The sequence below is a fragment of the Amycolatopsis sp. NPDC001319 genome (assembly GCF_042896185.1).
Lineage (GTDB): Bacteria > Actinomycetota > Actinomycetes > Mycobacteriales > Pseudonocardiaceae > Amycolatopsis.
Genome location: NZ_JBIAWY010000002.1, coordinates 403,624 through 430,202 on the forward strand (window position 1 = coordinate 403,624; position 26,579 = coordinate 430,202).

Annotated in this window: 4 protein-coding genes; 2 read left to right on the top strand and 2 right to left on the bottom strand. The window is 73.2% G+C overall.

Annotated features, from left to right (window positions below):
* Positions 1–39: 39 nt before the first annotated feature.
* Positions 40–468, bottom strand: coding sequence for a PPOX class F420-dependent oxidoreductase (locus ACFY1H_RS07655; protein ID WP_366576369.1), 429 nt, complete (start codon positions 466–468; stop codon positions 40–42).
* A 125-nt stretch (positions 469–593) separates the two neighbouring features.
* The gene (locus ACFY1H_RS07660; protein WP_386945342.1) at positions 594–1,541 is read right to left on the bottom strand and encodes a methionyl-tRNA formyltransferase; all 948 of its coding nucleotides are present in this window, start codon (positions 1,539–1,541) and stop codon (positions 594–596) included.
* A gap of 147 nt (positions 1,542–1,688) precedes the next feature.
* Between ACFY1H_RS07660 and ACFY1H_RS07665 the strand changes: the two genes are divergently transcribed.
* Entirely contained in the window at positions 1,689–3,029 is a 1,341-nt protein-coding gene (locus tag ACFY1H_RS07665; protein ID WP_366576365.1) for a lysine N(6)-hydroxylase/L-ornithine N(5)-oxygenase family protein, read from the top strand.
* Positions 3,030–3,079: 50 nt separating this feature from the next.
* Entirely contained in the window at positions 3,080–26,572 is a 23,493-nt protein-coding gene (locus tag ACFY1H_RS07670) for a non-ribosomal peptide synthase/polyketide synthase (protein WP_386945344.1), read from the top strand.
* Positions 26,573–26,579: the final 7 nt, after the last annotated feature.

Below are 26,579 nucleotides of genomic sequence, written 5' to 3' on the forward strand. Positions count from 1 at the left end.
GCAAGGCGAAACGCCTGGTGTTCCAGTGAGCGGGATCCGTCAGCCGGCCACGGCGTCGACGCCTGTGGTGTGCGTGGGGTGGACCACCACGAGGACTTTGCCCGGTGAGGTGGCGTAGCCGACGAACTGGTCGACGCCTTCGGCGGGCAGGTAGCGGCGCGCGATGAGCTCCGAGCCGCTGCGGACGCGGGTGGGGTCGGTGACGATCTCGGCCGTGCCGTTGACCGAGACGAAGCTGTAGGGCGCCACGTCGTCGTGCACGGTGAGCGCGACTTCGGCCGAGGCGGCGATCGCGCGGCCTTTCACGCTGTCCTGGGTGATGTTGACCAGCAGGTCGTCGCCGTCGGTAGCGAACCAGACGGGGACGGCGTGCGGGCGGCCGTCGGCACGGACGGTGACGAAGATGGCGCTGCGGTTGCCTTCCGCGAGGAAGGCGCGGGCGCGCTCGGCGGACATCGGGGTGGCCATGGTGCGTTCCTCCAGTGGTCGGGCCCGGCACACCGGGTCACGGTTGCGGCCACCGTAACCCGGCGCACCGACAATCTCGGCTCACCGGAAGTTTCAGCCGATCGGCGAAATCCCGATCCGCACTTTCAAGGCCGATCGGTGAGGTACCCGCCCATCGTCGTGAAGTAGTCGGCCGCTGCCAGGTCCGTGCCGTCCTCCGTGCGCACGCGTTCGACCAGCAGCCCGGGGGAGTGGCCGCGGCGCGCTTCGGGACCGGCGACGATCACCACGCCGTCGCCCTCCTTGATGAAGATGCGGCCCGGCGTGCCGCCGTAGTGCCCGGCCGACACCGACGCGCGCACGATCCCCAGCGGAAGACCGCGGTGGTAGGCGAACGCGTTGGGATACGGGTCGGACTGCGCGCGCACCAGCCGTTCGATGTCCGGCGCGGGCCACGTCCAGTCGATGAGACTGTCGCGCGGGGCGCGTTTGTGGAAGAAGCTCGCCTTCGACCGGTCCTGGGCGATCGGCACCACGGTGCCCGTCCCGATGAGCGAGAGCGCCTCGGTGACGATCGGCTCGATGAGATCCACCGTGCGGTGGAACAGGTCCGTGGTCGTGTCCTTCGGGCCGACCGGCACGGCGCGCTGCACCACGATGTCGCCGGCGTCGAGCTCCGCGTTCATCAGGTGGGCGGTCACGCCGACCTCGGGTTCGCCGTTGACCAGCGCCCAGATCAGCGGCGAGAACCCGGCGTACGCGGGCAGCAGCGAGTCGTGGACGTTCAGCGTGCCGTGCGGCGGCAGGGTGAAGATCTCCGGCGGCAGCCAGGTCCGCCAGTTGTTCGCGACGATCAGCTCCGGCTCCGCGGCCTTCAGCTCGGCCAGCAGCTCGGGATCGTCGGGGCGGTTGCGCAGCAGGGCGCGGATTCCGTGGGCCTCGGCCAGCTCGGCCACCGAATCGTCCCAGATCTTCTCGTACGCGTGGTCGCTCTTCGGGTGCGTGACCACGAGGACGACCTCGTGACCGGCGTCGATGAGGGCCCGCAAGGTGCGGTGCCCCCAGGTCTGGTAGCCGAACATGGCCACGCGCATCGGCGAATCCCTTTCGCGTTCGAGGGGACGAACATCACCCACACGGTACTAGCTGAGCCTGTCCTAAGTTAGGTTAGGGTTTCCTGAGCTTTTTGAGTCGGAGCTGAGCCGAACCGAGATGCGGCAGTGCCGCGCTAGGGGACTTTCATGTCACGAGCAGTGGTCGATGGCCAGGTGCCGGTGTACGACGTGGTCGGGGTGGGGTTCGGACCATCGAACCTCGCCCTCGCGATCGCGCTGACCGAGCACAACGCCGCGCCCGGGTCCGGTGACACGGTCACCGCGCACTTCCTCGAGCGCCAGCCGCGGTTCGGCTGGCACCGCGGGATGCTGATCGACACCGCGACGATGCAGGTCTCGTTCCTCAAGGACCTCGCGACCATGCGCAACCCGACGAGCGAGTTCAGCTTCCTGAACTACCTGCACGCCAAGGGCCGGCTGGTCGACTTCATCAACCACAAGAACCTCTTCCCGCTGCGCATCGAGTTCCACGACTACTTCGAGTGGGCGGCGGCCAAGGTCGACGACGTCGTGTCCTACGGCAGCGAGGTCCTGTCGGTCGAGCCGGTGCGCGACGGCGACGAGGTGGTCTTCTTCGACGTCCGCGCGAAGTCCGGCGACGAGATCGTGGAACTGCGCGCCCGCAACCTCGTGCTGGGCACGGGACTGCGGCCCAACCTGCCCGAAGGCGTCAGCGGAAGTGAGCGGATCTGGCACAACAGCCAGCTGCTGCCGCGCGTCGAACGGTTGCGCGGCAGCGAACCGAAGCGGTTCGTGGTGGTCGGCGCCGGCCAGAGCGCGGCCGAGGCCGCGGCACTGCTGCACGACGAGTTCCCGCACGCCGAGGTATGCGCGGTCTTCGCGCGCTACGGCTACAGCCCGGCCGACGACAGCTCGTTCGCCAACCGCATCTTCGACCCGGATGCGGTCGACCACTTCTACAGCGCCAGCGAGCCCGTGAAGGACCGGCTGATGCGCTACCACGGCGCCACGAACTACTCCGCGGTCGACCTCGACCTGATCGACGACCTCTACCGCCGCGTCTACCAGGAGAAGGTGCTCGGCGTGGAGCGGCTGCGGCTGTTCAACGTCTCCCGGCCCGTGGACGTGACCGACCACGGCACCCACGTGCGCGCGACCGTCGAATCGCTGACCACCGGTGAGCGCGCGGTGCTCGACGCCGACGCCGTCGTCTACGCCACCGGCTACCTGCCCGCGGACCCGACGCCGCTGCTCGGGGAGCTCGCCGCGGGCTGCCGGCGGGACGCGGAAGGCCGGCTGCGCGTTGAGCGCGACTACCGCATCACCACCGACGCCGCCGTGCGCGGCGGGCTCTACCTGCAGGGCGGCACCGAGCACACGCACGGCATCACGTCGTCGCTGCTGTCCAACACCGCGGTGCGCGTCGGCGAGATCCTGCAGTCCATTGTGGATCGCCGGGCCGCCGTGGCCCACCTGCCCGAGTACGCGGTGAGCGGCACGCGCTGACGGCGCTGCGCCCAGTCAGTCCAGCTTCAGTCAACGGTGGAGGTTCCCGGATGACCGGCGTCGTGCCCGGTTCCCCTTTGACCGCGGCACAGGCCGGGGTCTTCTTCGCGCAGTCGCTCGCTCCCGCGGACCCGGCGTACCGCATCGGCTGGTACGCCGACGTGCGCGGCCGCCTCGACCCGGCGCGGCTCGCGGACGCGGTGCGGCGGGCGGTCGGTGAAGCCGAGGGACTGCACGTGACAGTCGAGGCCGACGAGACCGGCGTGCCGCGGCAGGACCCGGCGCCGTGCGCGGCCGAGGTGCCCGTGGTGGATCTGTCCGGCGAGCCGGACCCCGAGGCCGCGGCGCACGCGTGGATGCGGGCGGCGCTGGCGGAGCCGGCCGACCTCGCGCGCGGGCCGTTGACCGCGCACGCGGTGCTGGTGCTGGGACCGGACCGCGTGTGGTGGGCGCAGACGTTCCACCACCTGGTGACCGACGCCTACGGCCAGGCAGTGCTCACCCGGCGGGCCGCGGAACTCTACGACGGCGGCAAGTCTACTGTGGACTGGAGTGTGGCGCCGCTGCTGACGGCCGACCGCGAGTACCGGGAATCGGCCGCCCGGAAAGCCGATCGCGAGTACTGGCGCGAAAAGCTCGCCGGCCGGCCCGATCCGGTGCGGCTGGCCGGGGGCGAGGGAGAGGTGGTCCGGCGGTCGGTCACGCTGCCGGCCGCCCGCGCCGACGCGCTGCGGAAGTTCGCCGGGAACCACGGCACCCGCCTGTCGCGCGTGGCGATCGCGGCACTCGCCGCCTACGCGCACCGCGTGACCGGCGCCGAGGACCTCGTGCTCGGCCTGCCCGTCGCGGCGCGGCCCGACGCCGCGCTGCGCGACCGGCCCGGGATGCTGTCCAACCTCTTGCCGCTGCGGGTTTCCGCGCGGCCCTCGACGACGCCGGCCGAGCTGGTCGCCGCGCTCACCCGTGAGGTCGCGGACGTGCTCGACCACAGCCGCTACCGCGGCGAGGACCTCGCGCGCGAGCAGAACCTGACCGGCGGGATGCACGAGCTCACCGGGCTGAGCCTCAATTTCCTGCCGGAGGTCTCGGTCTCGTTCGGCGAAGCCACGGCCACGGTGCACAGCGTCGCGCTCGGCCCCGTGACCGACCTCGCCGTCACCGCCCACGACGCCGGCGCGGGCGGCGGCCTGCGGCTCGAGTTCGCCGCCGCCGGCACACCCGAGACGCTCGCCGAGCACGAACGCCGGTTCCTCGCCGTCCTCGATGCCATGGCCGCGAGCACCGACCGTCCGATCGCGGCGATCGACCTGCTCACCGAGCGCGAACGGCAGCTCGTGCTGACCGACTTCGCGACGGCCCCCACCGAGGCGCCGGAACTGACCTGGCCCGAGGCGTTCGCCCGCGTCGTCGCACGGCAGCCGGACGCCGTCGCCGTGGTCTGCGAGGGCGAGCAGCTCACGTATGCCGAGCTGGACGCCGCCGCGAACCGCTTGGCGCGCCTGCTCACCGCGCGCGGGGTGGGAGCCGAGGACGTGGTGGCGGTGGCGCTGCCGCGCTCGGTCGACCTGGTCGTGGGCCTGCTGGGTGTGCTCAAGTCCGGCGCCGCGTACCTGCCGCTGGACCTCGACCTGCCCGAGGACCGCCTGCGGTACCTGCTGACGGACTCGGGCGCGTGCGCCGTCCTGTCGGTCACGGAATCCGCGGACCAGCTGCCCGCCGTGGACGAGGTCGTGCTGCTGGACGACCCTGCCGTGCGCGCGGAGCTCGCCGCGCTCGACGGCGGGCCCGTCGACCTCGGCGGGTTGCGGCTGGACCGCGCCGCCTACGTGATCTACACCTCCGGCTCCACCGGCAAGCCCAAGGGCGTGGTGCTCTCGCACGACGGCATCGGCAGCCTGATCGTCACCGCCACCGAGCGCATCGGGATCACGGCCGAGAGCCGGGTCGTGCAGTTCGCGTCGGCCGGGTTCGACGTGACGGTGTGGGACCTCGTGATGTCGCTGTGCGTGGGCGGGCGCGTGATCGTGGTGCCGGCGCACCGCCGCGTCGCGGGCGTCGAGCTCACCGGCTGCATCGCCGATCACGCCGCGACGCACATGATCCTGCCGCCCTCGCTGGTGGCCGCGCTGCCGTTCGACTGCGAACTGCCGAAGGGCGCGGTGCTCATCGTCGGCACCGAAACCGTGCCGCCCGAGCTGATCGCGCGCTGGGCGAAGGATCTGCGCGTGGTCGCCGCGTACGGGCTCACCGAGGCGACGGTGAACTCCACGCTGTGGCCCGCGGAAGCGGACTGGACCGGGCCGATCCCGATCGGACGCCCCGACCCGAACACCCGCTGCTACGTGCTGGACACCGCGCTCAACCCGGTGCCACCGGGCGTGGAGGGCGAGCTGTACGTCGGCGGCCGCGGCCTAGCGCGCGGGTACGTCGGACGCGCCGCGCTCACGGCGGAGCGGTTCGTGGCCGACCCGTTCGCCGGGCCGGGCGAACGCATGTACCGCACGGGCGACCGCGTGCGCTGGCGCGCCGACGGGAACCTCGACTTCCTCGGCCGCGCCGACCACCAGGTCAAGATCCGCGGTTTCCGCGTCGAACCCGGTGAGATCGAGTCGGTGATCGCGGCGCACGACGGCGTCGCGCGGGTGGCCGTGGTGCCGCGCGAAGTGAAGCCGGGTGACCGGCGGCTGGTGGCGTACGTGGTGCCGGAGCAGGCGCCGGGCGCCGACCGGGACGCGGCGCGGGAGGCCGCGCAGGTCGGCCGCTGGAAGGACGTGCACGAGCTGCTCTACTCGGTCGCCGACCGCGACCCGTTCGACGAGGGCTTCACCGGCTGGAACTCCAGTTACGACGGCGAGCCGCTGCCGTTGCGCGACATGCGTGCGTGGCGTGAGTCCACTGTGGACTCGATTCGGGCATTGCGGCCGCGCCGCGTGCTGGAGCTCGGCGTGGGCAGCGGGCTGCTGCTGTCGAAGCTCGCGCCGGGCACCGTCGAGTACTGGGCGCTGGACCTGTCCGAGGAAGTGGTGCGGTTGCTGGAAAGCCGCGTCGCCGACCGGCCGGAGCTGGCGGGCAAGGTGCACCTTCGGGCGCGGCCGGCGCACGAGCTGGGCGACCTGCCGGCCGGCCATTTCGACACCGTGGTGATCAACTCCGTGGTGCAGTACTTCCCCGGCGCCGAGTACCTCCTCAATGTATTGCGGCAGGTCACGGGTCTGCTCGCCCCCGGTGGCTCGGTGTTCGTGGGTGACGTGCGGAACCTGAGCCTCCAGCGCGTGCTGCGAGCGGGTGTCGCGGCCGCGCAAGGGGACGCGACACCGGCGGCGGTCGACGCGGCCGTGGCCCGCGAGGACGAGCTGGTGCTCGATCCGGGCTTCTTCGCCGCGCTGCCCGAACGGATCGCCGCGTTCACGGAGGCCGACATCCGGCTGAAGCGCGCGACGTACGAGAACGAGCTGAGCCGCTACCGCTACGACGTCGTGCTGCGGACGGAAGCCGCGGCCCCGCGCGAAGTCCCGGCGGTGCCGTGGGCCGAGCTGGGCTCGTCCGGCGCGTTCGCGGCCCACCTCGGCCGGCGACGGCTCGAGGCACTGCGCGTCACCGGAATCCCGAACGAGCGGCTCATCCCGGACCTCACGGCGTTGCGGGCGCTGGGCGGCGAACCGGTGCCCGCTCCCGGCGCGGCCATGGACCCGGACGTGCTGGTCGAGCTGGCCGGCGCGGCCGGTTACCAGGCGGCGGCGACCTGGTCGGGGGAGACGGCGACGGCGTTCGACCTCGTGCTGTCGCGCGAGGAGCCGGTCGCGACGTACGCCGGCCCGACCGACGGGCACCTGGCCAACGTGCCGGTGGTCTACCGCGACCCGGCGTCGCTGATGAAGGACCTGCGCGGCCGCGTCGAAGAGGCGTTGCCGCACTACCTCGTGCCCTCGGCGTTCGTGCCGCTGGACCGCCTGCCGATCATGACCAACGGCAAGCTCGACCGCGCCGCGCTGCCCCTGCCCGACTTCGGGGCGCTGGCGCAGGGCCGCTCGCCGCGGACGCCGCGCGAGGTCGCGTTGTGCACGGTGATGGCGGACGTCCTCGGCGTGCCGTCGGCCGGCGCCGACGACGACTTCTTCGCGCTCGGCGGCGACAGCATCTCGTCGATCCGGCTCGTGCTCGGCGCCGCGCAGCACGGTCTCGCCATCACGCCCCGGCAGGTGTTCCAGCACCGCACCGCGGAGGCACTCGCCGCGTGCGCCGGCGAAGTGACCACCGCCGAGGACACGGCGGAGCCGCTGCTGGAGCTGTCCGAAGCGGACTCGGCCGCGCTCGCCTCGCACGCCGAGGTGCTGCCGGTGACCCCGTTGCAGCAGGGATTCTTCTTCCACGCCGCGTACGAGGACGACGACGTCTACGCCGTCCAGGAGATCTTCGACCTCGCCGGGCCGGTGGACCCGCCCACGCTGCGCCGCGCCGTGCAGAACCTCCTCGATCGCTTTTCGTCGCTGCGGTCCGGTTTCCGCCAGCTCGACGACGGCCGGGTCGTCCAGGTCGTGGCGGCGCACGCGGAGCTGCCGTGGCGGGAGGTCTCGCCCGAGGCCGCCGCCGACGCGCTGGCCGCCGACCGCGAGCGCCGCTTCGCCCTCGACCGGCCGCCGCTGCTGCGCGCCACGCTCGTCGGGCGCGAGCGGCTCGCCCTGACCTTCCACCACATCGTGGCCGACGGCTGGTCGGTCGCGGTGATGGTGCGCGAGATCCTCGCCCGCTACGGCGCCACCGAACCGCTTCGGCCCGAGCCCGCCTCGCGGACGGCGCACCTGCGGCGGCTGGCGGCGCGGGACCACGATGCGGCACGGCAGGCGTGGCGGACGGCGCTCGCGGGCATCGAGGAACCGACCCGGCTCGTGACCACCTACGCCGGGCTGGCACCACGGCGTCCGTCGGGGGTGCATTTCGCCGTCGACGCGGCGACCACCGCCCGCGTCGGCGCGTTCGCGCGCGAGCACGGGCTGACGCTCGGCACCGTGCTGCACGGGGCGTGGGGCCTATTGCTCGGCCGCCTGACCGGCCGTGGGGACCTGGTCTTCGGCAGCACCGTGTCTGGCCGCGACCCCGGCGTCGCGGGCATCGAGGACGCCGTGGGCCTGTACATCAACACCTTGCCCGTGCGGGTCCGCTGGACCGGGGGCGACACCGTCGCCGGGCTCCTGCGCCGGCTGCAGGACGAGCAGGCCGCGCTGCTGGACCACCAGCACCTCGGGCTCGCCGAGCTGCAGCGGATCGCCGGCGTGGGCCAGGAGGAGCTCTTCGACACGCTCGTCGTGGTCGAGAACTACCCGCGCGACAACGGCGACGCCGGCGCGGTGCGCGTGACCGGCGTCGAGGTCGTCGACGCGGTGCACTACCCGGTCGCGCTCATCGCCACGCCGGGCGACACACTGGAGTTCGGCCTGAAGTTCGACGCGGCGCGCCTCGACGCGCGGGCGGCCGAGCAGCTCGCGGAACGGTTCGTGCGAGTGCTCGAAGCGTTCGCCGCGGCCCCGGACGCGCCGGTGGCACACGTGGACCTCGTTTCGGCGGCGGAGCTGGAACGGCTGGGGGAGCTGAACGCGACCGCCGTCTCGGTGCCGGAGCAGACACTGCTCACGGCGTTCGAGCGGCACGTGGCCGAGACCCCGGACGCGCCGGCGGTGCTGTTCGAGGACGAGCGGCTGTCCTATGCGGACCTGGACGCCCGCGCGGCGGTGCTGGCCCGGCGCCTGCGGGCTCGCGGCGCGCGGCCCGGGGCGGTGGTCGCGGTGGCCGTGCCACGCTCGGCCGAGCTGATGGTGGCGCTGCTGGGCGTGCTGAAGTCCGGCGCGGCCTATCTGCCGCTCGATCTCGACTACCCGGCCGAGAGGCTGGAGTACATGCTCGTGTCCTCCGGGGCCGCGCTGGTGGTCATCGAACCGGGTACGGCCGCGCAGGTGCCGGCGGGCCCGGAGCAGGTGCCGGTCGACGGTCCGGACGTCGCCGACCGGCCCGGCCCGGTGGCGAGCCCCGACGACGCCGCGTACCTGATCTACACGTCCGGTTCGACCGGCCGGCCCAAGGGCGTCGTGGTCTCGCACCGCGCGATCGTGAACCGGCTCGCGTGGATGCAGCACGAGCACCGGCTGGGTGCCGACGACCGCGTGCTGCAGAAGACGCCGTCGAGCTTCGACGTGTCCGTGTGGGAGTTCTTCTGGGCGCTGCGCGAAGGCGCGGCCGTGGTGTTCGCGCGGCCGGACGGCCACCGTGACCCGGCGTACCTCGCCGACGTGATCCGCAGCCACGGCGTGACGACGCTGCACTTCGTGCCGTCGATGCTGGCCGCGTTCCTCTCCGTCGAGGAGGTCACCGGCGACCCGCGCTGGGCCGCGTCGCTGCGGCGCGTGTTCACCAGCGGCGAAGCGCTGCCCGGCGAGGCCGCGGCGCGCTGGCGGCGGCTGACCGGTGTGCCATTGCACAATCTCTACGGCCCCACCGAGGCGGCTGTGGACGTGTCGTACTTCCCGTTCCGCGACGGTCCGGAAGCGACTGTCCCCATCGGACGTCCGGTGTGGAACACGCGCCTGCTCGTGCTGGACACGTGCCTGCGCCCGGTGCCCGACGGCGTGGCCGGGGAGCTGTACCTCGCGGGCGTGCAGCTCGCGCGGGGCTACCACGGGCAGCCCGCGCTGACGGCCGACCGGTTCGTGGCCGACCCCTTCGGCGAGCCGGGTGCGCGGATGTACCGCACCGGCGACCTGGTGCAGCGCCGAGCCGACGGTGAGCTCGAGTACCTGGGCCGCACCGACCGGCAGGTGAAGATCCGCGGCAACCGCATCGAGCTCGGCGAGATCGAGGCCGTGCTCACGGCGCAACCCGGCGTCCGCGCGGCCGTGGTCGTGGTGCGCGACGGTGCCCTGGTCGGGTACGCAGCCGGTTCCGCGGACACCGACGAACTGCGGGCCGCGCTGACCGCGGTGTTGCCCGCGACGATGGTGCCGAACGCCCTCGTGGTGCTCGGCGAGTTCCCGCTGACCCCGAGCGGCAAGCTCGACACCCGTGCCCTGCCGGCGCCGGTCGTCGCCGCGCCGGTGGCGGCCGGGCAGCGTGGCGATGACCGCGAGTCCGCCCTGGCGGCGATCTTCGCCGACGTGCTCGGGCTGGCCGAGGTCGGCGCCGACGGCGACTTCTTCCTGCTGGGCGGCGACAGCATCACGTCGATCAGCGTGTCGAGCCGCGCTCGCCGGGCGGGGTTCGACCTGAGCCCGAAGGACGTGTTCACCCACCGCACGCCCGCCGCGCTGGCGGCCCTCGGCGGCGCGCCCGTGACGCAGGGGCCGGTGCCCGATCCGGACGGGGTCGGCGACGTGCCGCTGCTGCCCGAGGTGCACCGCCTGCGCGAACTCGGCGACAGCGGCACCGAGTCGATCCGGCTGCGCCTGCCCGCCCACGCGGACACCGAGAGCCTCGCGGCCGCGCTGCAGGCGGTGCTCGACCACCACGACGGGCTGCGGCTCAAGCGCAGCCGCGTCGCGTCCGTGCTGTGGTCGCTAGAGACGCGCCCGGCCGGCGCGGTCGACGCCGCCGAAGTGCTGCTCGCCGAGAACACCACTGCCGAGAACACCACTGCCGAATTCGATCCCGACGCCGGGATCCTGCTGCGGGCGGTGCGGTCCGGCGACCAGTTGCTGCTCACGGCCCACCCGCTGCTGGTCGACGCCCCGTCGTGGCCCACGATCGCCGCCGACCTCGCCACGGCCTGGACGGCGGTCCAGGCCGGGCACACCCCGGTGTTCGCCGTGGTGGAAACCTCGCTGCGCACCCACGCCCGCGCCGTCACCGAGCGGGCGCAGGCACCGGAGCTGCTGGCGGACCTGGAGTACTGGGCCGCGACGCTCGCGCCGGGCGCCGCGACGGTCCCCGGGCCCGGGACGCAGACTGAACGCACCGTGCGGTTCCCGCCGGGCCAGAGCCGGGCCATCGTCGAGCAGCTGCCCGCGTCGGTGCGCGGCGACGTGACCGACGTCCTGCTCACGGCCCTCGCGCAAGCCGGCGGCGAGCTGATCGTCGACGTGCTCGACCGTCCTGAAGGGACACCCGCCGCGGTGGGCGCGCTGCACACCGCGGCTCCGGTGCGGCTGACCGCGACGGACCTCAAGCAGGTCAAGGACCTCGTCCGCGCGGCTCCGGACGCGCTCGGCTACGGCCTGCTGCGGTACCTCAACCCCCAGGCCGCACCCTTGTTCGCCCAGCTCGCCCGCGCCGACGTGCTGCTGCGGTACGCGGGCCGCGTGCCGTCGGGCACGCAGGACTGGGACTTCGCGGCCGGCCCGGGCGCGCCCGCCGGGGCGCACTCGTTGCGCATCGGTGCGGTCTGCGAGGACACGCCGGACGGACCGGTCCTCGCGCTCACCTTCGCCGGTGCCACGCCGGACTTCGTCGACGGCGTGGTCGCCGCACTGGCCGACCTCGCCGCGACGGACGTGGCCGCGGCCGGGCTGACCACGTCGGACCTCACGCTGATCGACCTGGCGCAAGACGAGATCGAACACGTCGAACGGCTGAGCCCGCTGCCACTGTCGGACATCTGGCCGCTCTCGCCGCTGCAGGAAGGCCTGTTCTTCCACTCCAGCTACGACCAGTCGCGCATCGACATCTACACGATCCAGGAGGCCATCGACCTCGACCGGCACCTCGACGCCGGCCGCCTGCGCGCCGCGTGCGCCGCGCTGACGGATCGCACACCCAGCCTGCGTGCAGGCTTCACCAGCGAAGGACTGCGCGGGCCGGTGCAGTTCGTCACGGCCGGCTTCGCACCCCCGGTGACCGAAGTGGACCTGCGCGACCTGTCCGAAGCGGACCGTGAGCGGCGGCTGGCCGAGCTGATGGAGCGCGACCGGACGACCCGGTTCGACCTCGGCCACCCGCCGCTGTTCCGGATCACGCTCGTGCGCCTCGGCGCCGAACGCGACCGCGTGGTGCTCAACCGGCACCTGCTGCTGTGGGACGGCTGGTCCGCGTGGTTGTTCATCGAGCAGCTCTTCGCGCACTACGAGGGCGGCGAGCCCCCGGCCGGCGGGTCCTATGTGGACTACCTGGAGTGGTTGTCGCGCCAGGACGTCGAGGAGGCCTCGGCGGCGTGGCGGTCGGCGTTGACCGGGCTGAGCGAGCCGACACTGATCGGTCCCGGCACCCAGGGCCTCGAGCCCGTCACCCCGGTCAATCTCGACGCGCACCTGACGCCCGAGCTGACCGATCGGCTGCGTGCCGAGGCCCGCCGCCACGGGCTCACCGTGAACTCGGTGCTCAACGCCGCGTGGGCGCTCGTGCTGTCCACGATGGTCGGCCGCCAGGACGTGGTGTTCGGCGCCGCCGTCGCCGGGCGCCCCGCCGCCGTGGCGGACATCGAGACCACGATCGGCCTGTTCCTCAACACCGTGCCCACGCGGGTGCGGCTCGTGCCGGACGAGCCGGTGCTCGACCTGCTGCGCCGCATCCAGGCCGAGCGGATGGACCTCACGCCGTACGAGTTCATGAGCCTCGGCGTGGTGCAGCGCGAGGCCGGGCACCGCGTGCTGTTCGACACGCTGTTCGTGCTCCGCGGCGCCGACGGCGACGAACGCTACGCCGGCCTGCGGCATCGGCACGGCATCACGAGCCTCGTGAACGTCGACGCCACGCACTACCCGTTGACGCTCGTGATCACGCCCGGGCAGTCGATGCGCGTGACGCTGTCCTACCGCGACGACGTGATCGCGGCCGACGAGGCCGCGGTGCTGCTGAGCCGGTTCACCGGGCTCGTCGAGCAGATCGTCGGCGACCTGACCGCACCCGTCGGCGCGCTGGAGACGGTTTCGGCCGGCCGGCGTGCGGAGCTGGCGGAGATCTGGTCGGCCACCGAGCACCCGGTGGTGGGGGACACCATCGCCGACCTGCTGGCCGCCCAGGCCACCCGCACGCCCGACGCGACCGCGCTCGTGTTCGGCGAGCAGACGCTGACCTACGCGGAGCTGGACGAAGCAGTGAACCGGATGGCGCGGCTGCTGCTTTCGCGCGGCGCCGAGCCGGAACGTGTGATCGCGCTCGGGCTGCCGCGGTCGATCGACATGGTCGTGGCGCTGTTCGCGGTGCTGCGCACCGGAGCCGCGTACCTGCCGCTCGAACTCGACTACCCGGCCGACCGCCTCGCGCTGATGCTCGACGACGCCGGTCCGCTGTGCCTGGTCACGACCACGGCCGTCGCGCAGGATCTGCCGCAGGACCTGCCGCGGGTGCTGCTGGACGGCGCCGAAGTGAAGGCCGAACTCGCCGCGTTGTCCGGCCGTGACCTCGTGGACGCCGAGCGCCCGCTGTTCGGGCGCGACCGCGCCGACCGGATGGACCACCCCGCGTACGTCATCTACACCTCCGGTTCCACGGGGAAGCCGAAGGGCGTGGTCACGCCGTACCGCGGCCTGACGAACATGCAGCTCAACCACCAGGAGGCGATCTTCGGGCCGGCCATCGCGTCGGCGGGTGGGCGGCGCCTGCGGATCGCGCACACCGTGTCGTTCGCGTTCGACATGTCGTGGGAAGAGCTGCTGTGGCTCGTGGAGGGCCACGAGGTGCACGTGTGCGACGAGGAGCTGCGCCGCGACGCCCGCGCGCTCGTGGGCTATTGCGACCGGCACCGCGTCGACGTGGTGAACGTGACGCCGACCTACGCGCACCTGCTCATCGAGGAAGGCCTGCTCGACGGCGACGACGCGGCGAGCCACCGACCGGCGCTGGTGCTGCTCGGCGGCGAAGCGGTGTCCGAATCGGTCTGGAACCGCCTGCGCGACACCGAAGGCGTCTACGGCTACAACCTCTACGGCCCCACCGAGTACACGATCAACACGCTCGGCGGCGGCACGACCGACAGCGCCACCCCGACCGTCGGCAAGCCCATCTGGAACACCCGCGCGTACCTCGTGGACAACTGGCTGCGGCCGGTGCCCGACGGCGTGCCCGGCGAGCTCTACATCGCGGGCATCGGCCTGGCCCGGGGGTACCTCGGGCGGCCCGGGCTCACGGCGGAGCGGTTCGTCGCGGATCCCTTCGGCGAGCCCGGCGCGCGCATGTACCGCACGGGTGACCTCGTGCGCCGCCGGCCCGACGGGAACCTCGACTTCCTCGGCCGCACCGACGACCAGGTGAAAATCCGCGGCTACCGCGTGGAGCTGGGCGAGATCGAGACGGCGCTGGCCCGGCACCCGCAGGTCGCGCAGGCGGCCGTGATCGCGCGGCCGGACCCGTCGGCGCCGGGGCTGCAGCGGCTCGTCGGCTACGTCGTGCCGGCCGAGCTGAGCGGCGACGAGCGCGACGCCGCCGAAGCCGACCAGGTCGGCGAGTGGCAGCAGATCTACTCCGACGAGTACACCGAGATCCCGACCGCGCTGGTCACCGAGGACTTCGCCGGCTGGGACTCCAGCTACGACGGCACGCCGATCCCGTTGGCGCACATGCGGGAGTGGCGCGCGGCGACCGTGGCGCGCATCGGGGAGCTGGCGCCGCGGCGGATCCTGGAGATCGGCGTCGGCACCGGGCTGCTGATGGGGCCGCTGGCGCCGCACGCGGAGGAATACTGGGGCACCGACCTCGCCGCGCCGGTGATCGGGAAGCTCGCCCGCGAGCTGGAAGCAGACCCGGAGCTGGCCGCGAAGGTGACGCTGCGGGCGCAGCCGGCGCACGAGTTCGGTGGCCTGCCGCGCGGGCACTTCGACACCGTCGTGATCAACTCCGTGATCCAGTACTTCCCGAGCGTCGACTACCTCACCCAAGTGCTGAGCACGGCGCTGGACCTGCTCGCGCCCGGCGGTTCGCTGTTCGTCGGCGACGTGCGGAACCTGCGCCTGGCGCGGTCGTTCCACACCGCCATCCAGCTCACGCGCGCCGACGCGACGTCCGACGTCGCCCAGCTGCGCCGCGCGATCGAACGCGGTGCCGCACTGGAGAAGGAGCTGCTGCTCGACCCGGACTACTTCACGGCACTCGCGCACACGCTGCCCGGCGTCGGCGCGCGGATCCGCGTGAAGCGGGCCGAGCTGCACAACGAGCTGAGCCGGTATCGCTACGACGTGGTCCTGACCAAGGACGCCACCGGTGAGGTGCCGGTGGCGCAGGCCCCGCGCGTGCTGTGGGACGAGGTCGGCTCGCTCGCGGAGCTGGAGGGCCGGCTGACCGGTGACGAGCTGCGCGTCAGCCGGATTCCGGACGCGCGGCTCGCTGCGGAGTTCGCCGCCATGCGGGCGCTCGACGCGGGCGCGCCGCTGCTCGACGTGCTCGATCGCTTCCACGGCACCGGCGACGGCGTCGAACCCGAAGCCGTGCACCGCCTCGGCGAGCGTCTGGGCTACGCCGTGCACACGACGTGGTCGACCGGCGTCGACGGGGTGTTCGACGCCGTGTTCGTCCGGGCGGAAGCGCCGGTCTCGGGCCTCTACGTGCCCGCGGCGACCGGCACGAACCTCACGCCGTTCGCGAACAGCCCGACCGCCGCGCGCGGCAGCGCCGAGCTGGTGCAGGTGCTGCGCGACGAGCTGAAGCGGCAGCTGCCCGACTACATGGTGCCGGCCGCGTTCGTGACACTCGGCAGCCTGCCGCTGACCGACAACGGCAAGCTCAACGTCCGCGCCCTGCCCGACGCCGAACCCGCCGTGTCGCTGGCCGAGAGCCGGCCGGCGGCCTCGCGCGAGGAAGAGGTGCTCTGCGAGCTCTTCGCCGAGGTCCTCGGCCTCGAGCGCGTGGGTGTGGAGGACTCGTTCTTCGACCTCGGCGGGCATTCGCTGCTGGCCACGCGCCTGATCAGCCGCGCGCGGACCGAGCTCGGCGCCGAGCTGGCGATCAAGGACCTGTTCGAGGCGCCGACCGCCGCGGAGCTGGCCGCCCGGGCGGGCACGGGTGCGCCGGCGAGGCCGGCCGTCGTCGCGCGCGAGCGGCCGGAGCGGATCCCGTTGTCGTTCGCGCAGCAGCGGATGTGGGTGCTCGACCGCATGGACACCACGGCGGCGGCGTACACGTACCCGCTGTTCGTGCGGCTGCGCGGGCCGCTGGAGGTCGAGGCGCTGCGGCTGGCGCTCGGGGACGTGCTGGCCCGGCACGAGGTGCTGCGCACGGTGCTGGCCGAGCACGAGGGTGAGCCGTACCAATCCATTCTGGACTCGCCGGAGATCCCGTTTTCGGTGCTGGCGTGCACCGAGGCCGAGGTGGACGCGCGCGTCGCGGAGCTGGCGGAGCGGCGCTTCGACCTGGCGCGCGAGCTGCCGGTGCGGGTGGACGTGCTGCGACTCGGCGACGACGACCACGTCGTGGCCATACTGCTGCACCACGGCGCGACGGACGAATGGTCCGACCGGCCGTTCCTCACCGACCTGGGCACCGCGTACGAGGCCCGGCGGTGGGGCGACGCTCCCGAGTGGACTCCGCTGCCCGTGCAGTACGCGGACTTCGCCTTGTGGCAGCGGGACTTCCTCGCCGACGCGGAGCCCGAACAGCTGGAGTACTGGACCGGCGTGCTGCGCGGGCTGCCCGACGAGATCCCGTTGCCGGCGGATCGGCCGCGTCCCGCGCAGCCGAGCGGCCGCGGCGGGAAGGTCCGGCTGCCGCTCGACGGTGCGCTCGCCGAAGCCGTGCGCTCGTTGTCGGCGGACGCCGGGGTGAGCTTGTTCATGGTGCTGCAGTCGGCCGTCGCCGCGCTGCTGCACCGGGTCGGCGCGGGCGACGACGTGCCGCTCGGCGCGCCCATCGCCGGCCGCACCGACGCGGCCGTCGACGACCTGGTCGGGTTCTTCGTCAACACGCTGGTGCTGCGCACGGACCTCAGCGGCGAGCCCACGTTCCGTGAGCTGCTGGACCGGGTCAAGGCCGCGGACCTGGTCGCGTTCTCGCACCAGGACGTGCCCTTCGAACGCGTGGTGGAGACGCTGAACCCGCCGCGCGTGCCGGGCCGGAACCCGCTGTTCCAGGTCATGGTCGGCTACCACTACCGGCCCGGCGGTGACCCCGACGTGCTCGGGCTGCCCACCACGTGGCTCGAACCCGGGCACGCGACGGCCAAGTTCGACCTGCACTTCACCCTCGTCGACGAGGCCGGCGCAGCGCCGCTCACCCTCATGCTCGAATACGCGGCGGACCGCTGGACGGCGGAGTCGGCGTGGCGGCTGCTCGCCCGGCTGGGCTCGTTGCTGGCGCAGGCCGCGGCAGAGCCTTCGGTTGCGGTGGCGGCTCTCGACGTGGTCGCCGACGGGGAGCTGGCGCGCCTGGAGTCCTGGAACGCGACCGCCCACGACGTGCCGGCGGTGACGCTGCCCGAGTTGTTCGAGGCTCAGGTGGCGCGGACGCCGGATGCCCCGGCCGTGGTGTTCGAGGGCGCGGCTCTGTCCTATGTGGAGCTGAACGAGCGGGCCAATCAGCTGGCGCGGTGGCTGCGCGAGCAGGGTGCCGGGCCGGAGTCCGTGGTGGCGGTGTCGTTGCGGCGGTCGCTGGAGCTGGTGGTGGCGTTGTACGCGATTCACAAGGCGGGTGCGGCGTATCTGCCGTTGGACCCGGACTATCCGGCGGAGCGGCGGGAGTTCATGCTTGCCGACGCGGCTCCGGCCGTGGTGCTGGACGGGCCGGTCGACGTCAGCGGCTACGACTCGGCGGATCTCGGTGTCCGGGTGGCGCCGGGTGCGCCGGCGTATGTGATTTACACGTCGGGTTCGACGGGGCGGCCGAAGGGTGTGGTGGTTCCGCATCGAGGGATTGTGAACCGGTTGCTGTGGATGCAGGACGAGTACGGGTTGACTGCGGATGATCGGGTGTTGCAGAAGACGCCGTCGAGTTTCGATGTGTCGGTGTGGGAGTTCTTCTGGCCGCTCCTGGCTGGCGCGACGCTGGTGGTGGCCAAACCGGAAGGGCACAAGGATCCCGCCTACCTCGCGGGCCTGATCCGGCGGGAAGGCGTGACGACTGTCCACTTCGTCCCGTCGATGCTGCGGCTGTTCCTGGAGGAAGCCGCGGGGTGCACCGGGCTGCGGCGGGTGTTGTGCAGCGGTGAGGCGTTGCCGTCCGACGTCGCGACGCGGTTCGCCGAGCTGCTCCCGGCCGAGCTGCACAACCTGTACGGGCCGACGGAAGCATCGGTCGACGTGACGGCGTTCCCGGCGACCGGCCCGTTCGACGGCCCGGGTGTCCCGCTGGGCCGCCCGATCTGGAACACCGGCACCCACGTGCTCGACGCCCGGCTGCGGCCGGTGCCTCCGGGCGTGCCGGGTGAGCTGTACCTGTCCGGCGTGCAGCTCGCGCGGGGGTACCTCGTGCGGCCGGGGCTGACGGCGGAACGGTTCGTGGCGAGCCCGTTCGGCGCGCCGGGGGAGCGCATGTACCGCACGGGCGATCTCGCACGGTGGACCGAAGGCGGGGTGCTCGAGTTCCTCGGCCGCGTCGACCACCAGGTGAAGGTCCGCGGCTTCCGCGTCGAGCTGGGCGAGATCGAGGCGGCTCTCACCGCGTTCGACGGCGTCACCGGCGCCGTGGTGGTGGCCCGGGACGAGCGGCTCGTCGCCTACCTCACCGGTACGCCGGGTGACGTGCGGGCGGAGCTGGCGAAGACCCTGCCGGAACACCTGGTCCCGGCGGTGGTCGTGCCCCTCGGCGAGTTCCCTGTGACCCCCAACGGCAAGCTGGACCGCGCCGCCCTGCCGGATCCGGAGTTCACGACGGCCGGCGGTCGCGAGCCGCGGACCGACCGGGAACGCGAGCTGCGGGACCTCTTCGCGGCGGTGCTCGCCGTGCCGGCACCGTCGATCGACGACGACTTCTTCGCCCTCGGCGGCCATTCGCTGCTGGTCATGCGGCTGGTGTCGCGGATCCGCGCGGCGGGCGCCGAGATCAGCGTGCGGGACGTCTTCGAGGCACCGACGGTGGCGTCGCTGGCCGAGCGGCTGACCGCGCCGACCGGGGACCGGCCCGAACTGGTGGCGGCGACCCGGCCGGAGGTGCTGCCGCTTTCGGCGGCGCAGCAACGGCTCTGGTTCCTCTACCGCCTGGACGGCCCGACGTCGACGTACTCCGTGCCGCACGCGTGGCGGCTGCGGGGCGCGCTGGACCTCGACGCGCTGCGGGCGGCGTTCGCCGACGTCGTCACCCGCCATGAAGTGCTGCGCACGGTCTTCGAGGAGCACGACGGAGTCCCGGCGCAGCGGATCCTCGCAGCTGTGCCTCTCGGCGCCGTGCCACTCGACTTCGCGGTCGAGCGCGTGACCGACGTGGCCGCGCGGATCCGGTCCGAAGTGGACATTCCGTTCCGGCTCGACGAGGCCCCGCCGGTGCGCGTGCGGGTGTTCGCCGTGGCCGAGGACGAGCACGTGCTGCTGGTGCTGCTGCACCACGTGGTCACCGACGAGTGGTCCGAAGGGCCGCTGTTCGCCGACCTCGCGACGGCCTATCGCGCCCGGCTCGACGGCGTCGCTCCCGAGTGGACACCGTTGCCGGTGCAGTACGCGGACTATGCGTTGTGGCACCAGGCCATGCTCGACGGCGAGCAGGAGAGCCAGACGTCGTTCTGGAGCGAGGTGCTCGCCGGGTTGCCGGACGAGCTGGACCTGCCCGCCGACCGGCCGCGGCCGGCGGAGTCGAGCCACCGCGGCGCCACGGTGACGTTCGAGGTGCCGGCCGGGCTCACGGCACGGCTGCGCGCGGTGGCGATCGAGCACGACACCAGCATGTTCATGCTCGGCCAGGCCGCCGTCGCCACACTGCTGCACCGCCTGGGCGCCGGCACCGACATCCCGCTGGGCGCGCCGGTGTCCGGCCGCACGGACGAGCGGCTCACGGACCTGGTCGGGTTCTTCGTGAACTCGCTGGTCCTGCGCACGGACCTCGCCGGCGATCCCGCGTTCGGCGAGTTGCTGCGCCGGGTCCGGGCGACCGATCTGGCCGCGTTCTCCCACCAGGACTTGCCGTTCGACCGGGTGGTCGAGCTGGCGGAACCGGAGCGTTCGCTGGCGCGGCACCCGCTGTTCCAGACCATGGTCGTGTACCTGCCGGAGGGCGCGGACACGCCGCAGTTGCCGGGTCTGGAGGTCGTGCGCGAGGACGTGGCGCAGGACGTCGCGAAGTTCGACCTGGAGTTCGGGTTCCTGGAGCAGCCGGGCGGTGCGATCGCCGGCGCGATCGAATACAGCGCGGACCTGTTCGACGGCGCGACCGCGGAGTCGTTCGCGACCCGGCTGGTGCGGGTGCTGGAGCAGGTGGCCGCCGATCCGTCGGTGCCGGTCGGGTCGCTCGACGTGCTGTCGGACGCGGAATCGGCGCTGCAGAAGAGGTGGAACGCCACGGATCACGACGTGGCCGGGGCGACACTGCCGGAGCTGTTCGAGGAGCAGGTCACCCGGACGCCGGATGCCCCGGCCTTGGTGTTCGAAGACGCCTCGCTGACGTACGCGGAGCTGAACGCGCGAGCCAATCAGCTGGCGCGGTGGCTGCGCGAGCATGGTGCCGGGCCGGAGTCCGTGGTCGCGGTGTCGTTGCCGCGGTCGCTGGAGCTGGTGGTCTCCCTCTACGCGATCCACAAGGCTGGCGCGGCCTACCTGCCGTTGGACCCGGACTACCCGGCGGAGCGGCGCGATTTCATGCTTGCCGACGCGGCTCCAGCTGTGGTCCTGGACGGCCCGGTCGATGCGTCGGGCTACGACAGCACGAACCTGGGGTTGAGGGTGGCGCCGGGTGCGCCGGCGTATGTGATTTACACGTCGGGTTCGACGGGGCGGCCGAAGGGTGTGGTGGTTCCGCATCGAGGGATTGTGAACCGGTTGCTGTGGATGCAGGACGAGTACGGGTTGACTGCGGATGATCGGGTGTTGCAGAAGACGCCGTCGAGTTTCGATGTGTCGGTGTGGGAGTTCTTCTGGCCGCTCCTGGCTGGCGCGACGCTGGTGGTGGCCAAACCGGAAGGGCACAAGGATCCCGCCTACCTCGCGGGCCTGATCCGGCGGGAAGGCGTGACGACTGTCCACTTCGTCCCGTCGATGCTGGAGGTGTTCCTCGGCGAGCCGGGTGCCCGCGCGTGCCTGAGCCTGCGGCGCGTGCTGTGCAGCGGTGAGGCCCTGCCCGCCGACCTCGTCGCGAGGTTCGACCTCGACGCCGAGCTGCACAACCTCTACGGGCCCACCGAGGCGTCGGTCGACGTCACCGCGGCACCCGCGCGGCTGGCGCCCTCGGGCCGCGTCCCGATCGGACGTCCGGTATGGAACACCCGAACCCACGTCCTCGACGCCCACCTGGGGCCGGTGCCACCGGGTGTGGCGGCGGAGTTGTACCTGTCCGGAGTGCAGCTGGCGCGCGGTTACCACGCGCGCCCGGGCCTGACGGCCGAACGGTTCGTCGCGAACCCGTTCGGCGCGCCCGGCGAGCGGATGTACCGGACCGGCGACCTCGCGCGCTGGACGGCGGACGGGGAGCTCGAGTTCCTCGGCCGCGCCGACGACCAGGTGAAGATCCGCGGCTTCCGCGTTGAGCTCGGCGAGATCGAGGCCGCGCTGGCCACGCACCCGGCCGTCGCGCAGGCGCGCGTGATCGTCCACGAAGGACGGCAGCTCGTCGCCTACGTCGTCGCGAGCGGGGCCACGGACGATCTCCTCGACCACGTCGGGAAGACGCTGCCCGAGCACATGGTCCCGGCCGCCGTCGTGCCGCTGGCCGAGCTGCCGCTCACCCCCAGCGGCAAGCTGGACCGCCGGGCACTGCCGGCGCCCGAGTTCGAGACCGGCGACGACGCTCCGGCCACGGCCCGCGAGGAAGTGCTCGCGGAGCTGGTGGCCGGCGTGCTCGGGCTGCCGCGCGTCGGCGTGCGCGACGACTTCTTCCGCCTCGGCGGCGACAGCATCGTCGCGATGCAGCTCGTGGCCCGCGCGCGGACCGCCGGTCTGCTGCTCGGCGCGCGGGACGTGTTCCGCCATCGCACGGTGGCCGGGCTGGCCGAGGTCGCGGGGGAGGTGCCGGCCACGCCGTCGTCGGACGACGGCCGGTCGCTGCTCGACCTCACCGACGCGGAACGCGCCGAGTTGCAGGCGACCGCAGCCGACGCGGCAGAGGTCTGGCCGCTCACTCCGTTGCAGTCGGGATTGCTGTTCCTGGCCACGGCCGACACCGAGGGCCCGGACGTCTACACGGTGCAGTTCGGGTTCGACCTCGCCGGCCCGCTCGAAGCGTCCCGGTTGCGGCAGGCGGTGCGCGATCTGCTGGAGCGGCACCCGAACCTCCGCACGAGCTACCGGTACCTCGCCTCCGGGCGGCCGGTCGCGCTCGTCGCGCGCTCGGCCGAGCCCGAGTGGCGGGAGGTCTCGGACGACGCGCTGGAGGCGCAGCTCGCACACGAGCGCCGCCGGTTCGACGTCACCGCCGGGCCGCTGCTGCGGTTCCTGCTCGTGCGCTTCGCCGACGGCCACCACCGGCTGGTGGTGTCGCACCAGCACCTGCTGCTCGACGGCTGGTCGGTCCCGCAGCTGCTGGCCGAGCTGTCCGCGCTCTACGCCGGACGCGCGCTGCCGCCCGCGTTGCCGTACCGCGGTTACCTGGGCTGGCTGCGGGACCAGGACGAGGCCACGGCCCGGGCGGCGTGGCGCGACGCGCTCGCCGGGCTGGCCGAGCCGACCCGGCTCGCGCCCGCGGACCCGGATCGGGCCCCCGCGTTGCCGAAGCAGCGGACGCTTGAATTGCCCCGCGAAGCGACCGCCGAGCTGACGGAGCTGGCACGCGAGCGCGGGCTCACGGTGAACACGCTGGTCCAGACGGCGTGGGGCCTGCTGCTCGCGTCGCTGACCGGGCGCACCGACGTGGTGTTCGGCGCCACGGTCGCGGGCCGGCCGCCGGAGCTGCCGGGCGTGGAGCGGATGCTCGGGCTGTTCATCAACACCGTGCCGGTACGCGTGCGCCACGATCCGGCCGAGCCGCTGTCGGCGCTGCTGGAGCGTGTGCAGGAGGAGCAGTCCGCGCTCCTGCCGCACCAGCACGTCGGCCTGGCCGACATCCAGCGCGAGGCCGGGCTGGGCGAGCTGTTCGACACGCTCGTGGTGTTCGAGAGCTATCCCGGTGCCGAGGACGACCCGGACGACGGGCTGCGGGCGACGATCGTGGACCACCGCGACTCCACGCACTACCCGCTGACGTGGGCGGTCGAACCGGCCGAACGGCTCCGGCTCACCGCCGAGTACCGCACGGACCTGTTCACCGACGAGGACGCCGAGCGCCTGCTCGCCGGCATGGAGCTGCTGCTGGGCGAGATGGTGTCCGCAGTGGACCGTCCGGCCGGGACGGTCGACGTCCTGCCGGCCGAGCTGTCGCGGCGGATCCTGCGTGACTGGAACGCCACCGCGCTCGCCGTGGAGCCGTCGACCGTGGCGGGGCTGTTCGAGGCCCAGGTGCGGCGCTCGCCCGATGCCGTCGCGGTCGTCGGCGGGGCGACGTGGACGTATGCGGAGCTGAACGCGCACGCCAACCGGCTCGCTCGGGCTCTGGTCGAACGCGGCGCCGGGCCGGAGACGCTGGTGGCGCTGGCGTTGCCCAGGTCGGCCGACGTGCTGCCGGCGATCCTCGCCGTGCACAAGGCCGGCGCGGGCTACCTGCCGCTCGACCCGGACTACCCGGCCGAACGGCTCGCCGCGATGCTGGCCGACGCCCGGCCCGGGCTGCTGGTCACCGTCGCGGACGTCCGCGGGGTCCTGCCCGAGTTCGGCAACACTGTGCTGCTGCCGGATCTTCTGGCGACAGAGGTGTCCGAAGAGGACTTGACGGATGCCGACCGGCTGCGTCCGCTGCGGCCCGAGAACCCGGCGTACGTGATCTACACATCCGGCTCGACCGGCACGCCGAAGGGTGTCGTGGTGCCGCACGCGGGGCTGGTGAACCTGTTCCACAGCCACCGGGCGATGCTGCACCGGCCGGCCGTGGCGCGCACCGGGCGCGAGCACCTGCGGGTGGGGCACGCGTGGTCGTTCTCGTTCGACGCGTCGTGGCAGCCGCAGCTGTGGCTGCTCGACGGCCACGCCGTGCACGTCGTGCCCGACGAGGTGCGCCGCGACCCGGAACAGCTCGCCGAGCTGATCCGGCGCGAAGGACTCGACTTCATCGAGGTCACGCCGTCGCTGTTCACGCAGCTGGCCGACGCCGGACTCGTCGAGGGCGACCGCTGTCCGCTGGCCCTGGTCGGCGTCGGCGGCGAGGCGGTGCCGGACGCGCTCTGGCGGCGGCTGGCCGAGCTGGACGGGACCGAGGCGGTCAACCTCTACGGGCCGACGGAGTCCACAGTGGACGCGCTCGTCGCGCGGATCGCCGACAGCGAACGGCCGCTCGTGGGCCGGCCGGTGGCCAACACCCGCGCGTACGTGCTCGACGGCTCGCTGCGGCCCGTGCCGCCGGGGGTGACCGGGGAGCTGTACCTCGCCGGCGGCGGCCTGGCGCGCGGGTATCTCGGCCGGTCGGCCCTCACGGCGGAGCGGTTCGTGGCCGACCCGTACGGCGAACCGGGCACGCGCATGTACCGCACGGGCGACCTCGCGCGCTGGACGCCCGACGGCCGGCTCGACTTCGGCGGCCGAGCCGACGACCAGGTGAAGATCCGCGGCTTCCGCGTGGAGCCGGCGGAGATCGAGGCGGCGCTCGACCGGCACCCGGCCGTCGCGCAATCGGTGGTCGTGGTGCGCGAGGCGCGGGTGAAGCAGCTGGTGGCGTACGTGGTGCCGGCCGCGCCGGTGGACGCGGCCGAGCTGCGCCAGTACGCGGTATCGGCGCTGCCGGAGCACCTGGTCCCGGCGGCGTTCGTGGTGCTGGAGCGGCTTCCGGTGCTGGCCAACGGGAAGCTCGACCGCGCGGCCCTGCCCGCGCCGGACTTCTCGGCCCAGGCCGGCGGCCGCGCGCCGTCGACCGACCGGGAGCGCGAGCTGTGCGCGCTGGTCGGCGAGGTGCTCGGCGTGCCGGGCCTCGGCGTCGACGACGACTTCTTCGCGCTGGGCGGCGACAGCATCGTGGCGATGCAGCTGGTGGCCCGCGTCCGCGCCGGTGGGCTGCGGATCTCGCCGCGCGACATCTTCCGGCACCGGACGGTCGCGGGGCTCGCGACAGTGGCCACCGAGGCCGGCGTGGCGAAGTCCGTGTCCGACGACGGCACCGGCACCGTCGGGCTGACCCCGATCATGCACGCGATGCGCGAGCTGGGCGGACCGATCGCCGGGTACCACCAGGCGGCGTTGCTGATCACGCCGGCGGAGGTGACGAGCGAGAGCCTCACGGCCGTGCTGCAGGCGGTGGCCGACCGGCACCCGATGTTGCGGGCGCGGCTGGACCGGCAGCCCGCGCGGTGGGCGCTGCGGGTGCCCGAGCAGGTGGACGTGCGCGGCTGGGTGTCGCGAGTGGACGTTCGCGGGCTCGCGGGCGCGCAGCTGGAACGCGTGATCGCGGCGGAAGCTCTGGCCACGCGAGCGCGGCTCGACCCGGACGCCGGCGCGATGCTGCGGGCGACCTGGTTCGACGCGGGTCCCGAGCGGGGCCGCCTGCTGGTGCTGGTGCACCACCTCGTGATCGACGGGGTGTCGTGGCGGGTCCTGCTGCCCGACTTCGCGGCGGCGTGGGAGGCCGTGGCCGCCGGGCGGAAGCCGGAGCTGCCGCCGGTGGACGTGTCGTTCCGGCGGTGGTCGGAGGCGCTCGCGGCGCGCGCGGTGGAGCCGGCTCGCGCGGCGGAGCTGGACCGGTGGCGGTCGGTGCTCGCGGGTGGCGATCCGTTGCCGCTGCTGCGTTCGCGGGATCCGGAACTGGACGTCGAGTCCGGACTGGCGGCACTGTCACTGACCTTGCCGGCGGCGGTGACGGGCCCACTGCTGGGCCGCGTGCCGGCGGCTTTGCGGGCGACCGTGAACGACGTCCTGCTCACCGGCCTCGCCCTCGCGGTGGCCGACTGGCGCCGCCGCCACGGCGTGGGCGAGGGCACGGCGACGCTCGTCGACCTCGAGGGCCACGGCCGCGAGGACGAGCTCGCCGGCGGTGGCGACTTGTCGCGCACGGTCGGCTGGTTCACCAGCGTCGTGCCCGTCCGCCTCGACCTGGGAGAGCTCGACCTCGCCGACGCGCTGGCGGGCGGCCCGGCGGCGCGCACCGCACTGGAGCGCGTGCGGGCCGAACTGGACGCCGCACCCCTCGCGGGCATGGGCTTCGGGCTGCTGCGGCACCTGAACCCCGTGACCGGGCCCGAGCTCGCGGCGCTGCCCGCGCCGGAGATCGAGTTCAACTACATGGGCCGCTTCGGCCACGCCGGCGAGGGCGACTGGGAGTACGCCCCCGAGGGCGACGCCGCCGACCTCGGCGCCGACCCGGGCAAGCGTGTCTCCCATGCGCTGACCGTCAACGCCCTCGCCGAAGACCGGCCCGAGGGCCCCGCATTGGCGGCCTACTGGTCGTGGCCCGCGGCCCTCGCACCCCAAGCGCGGGTGCGCGACCTGGCCGAAACGTGGTTCCGCGCGCTGGGCGCCCTGGTGCGCCACGCCTCCGACGACTCTCAGTGAGAAAGGA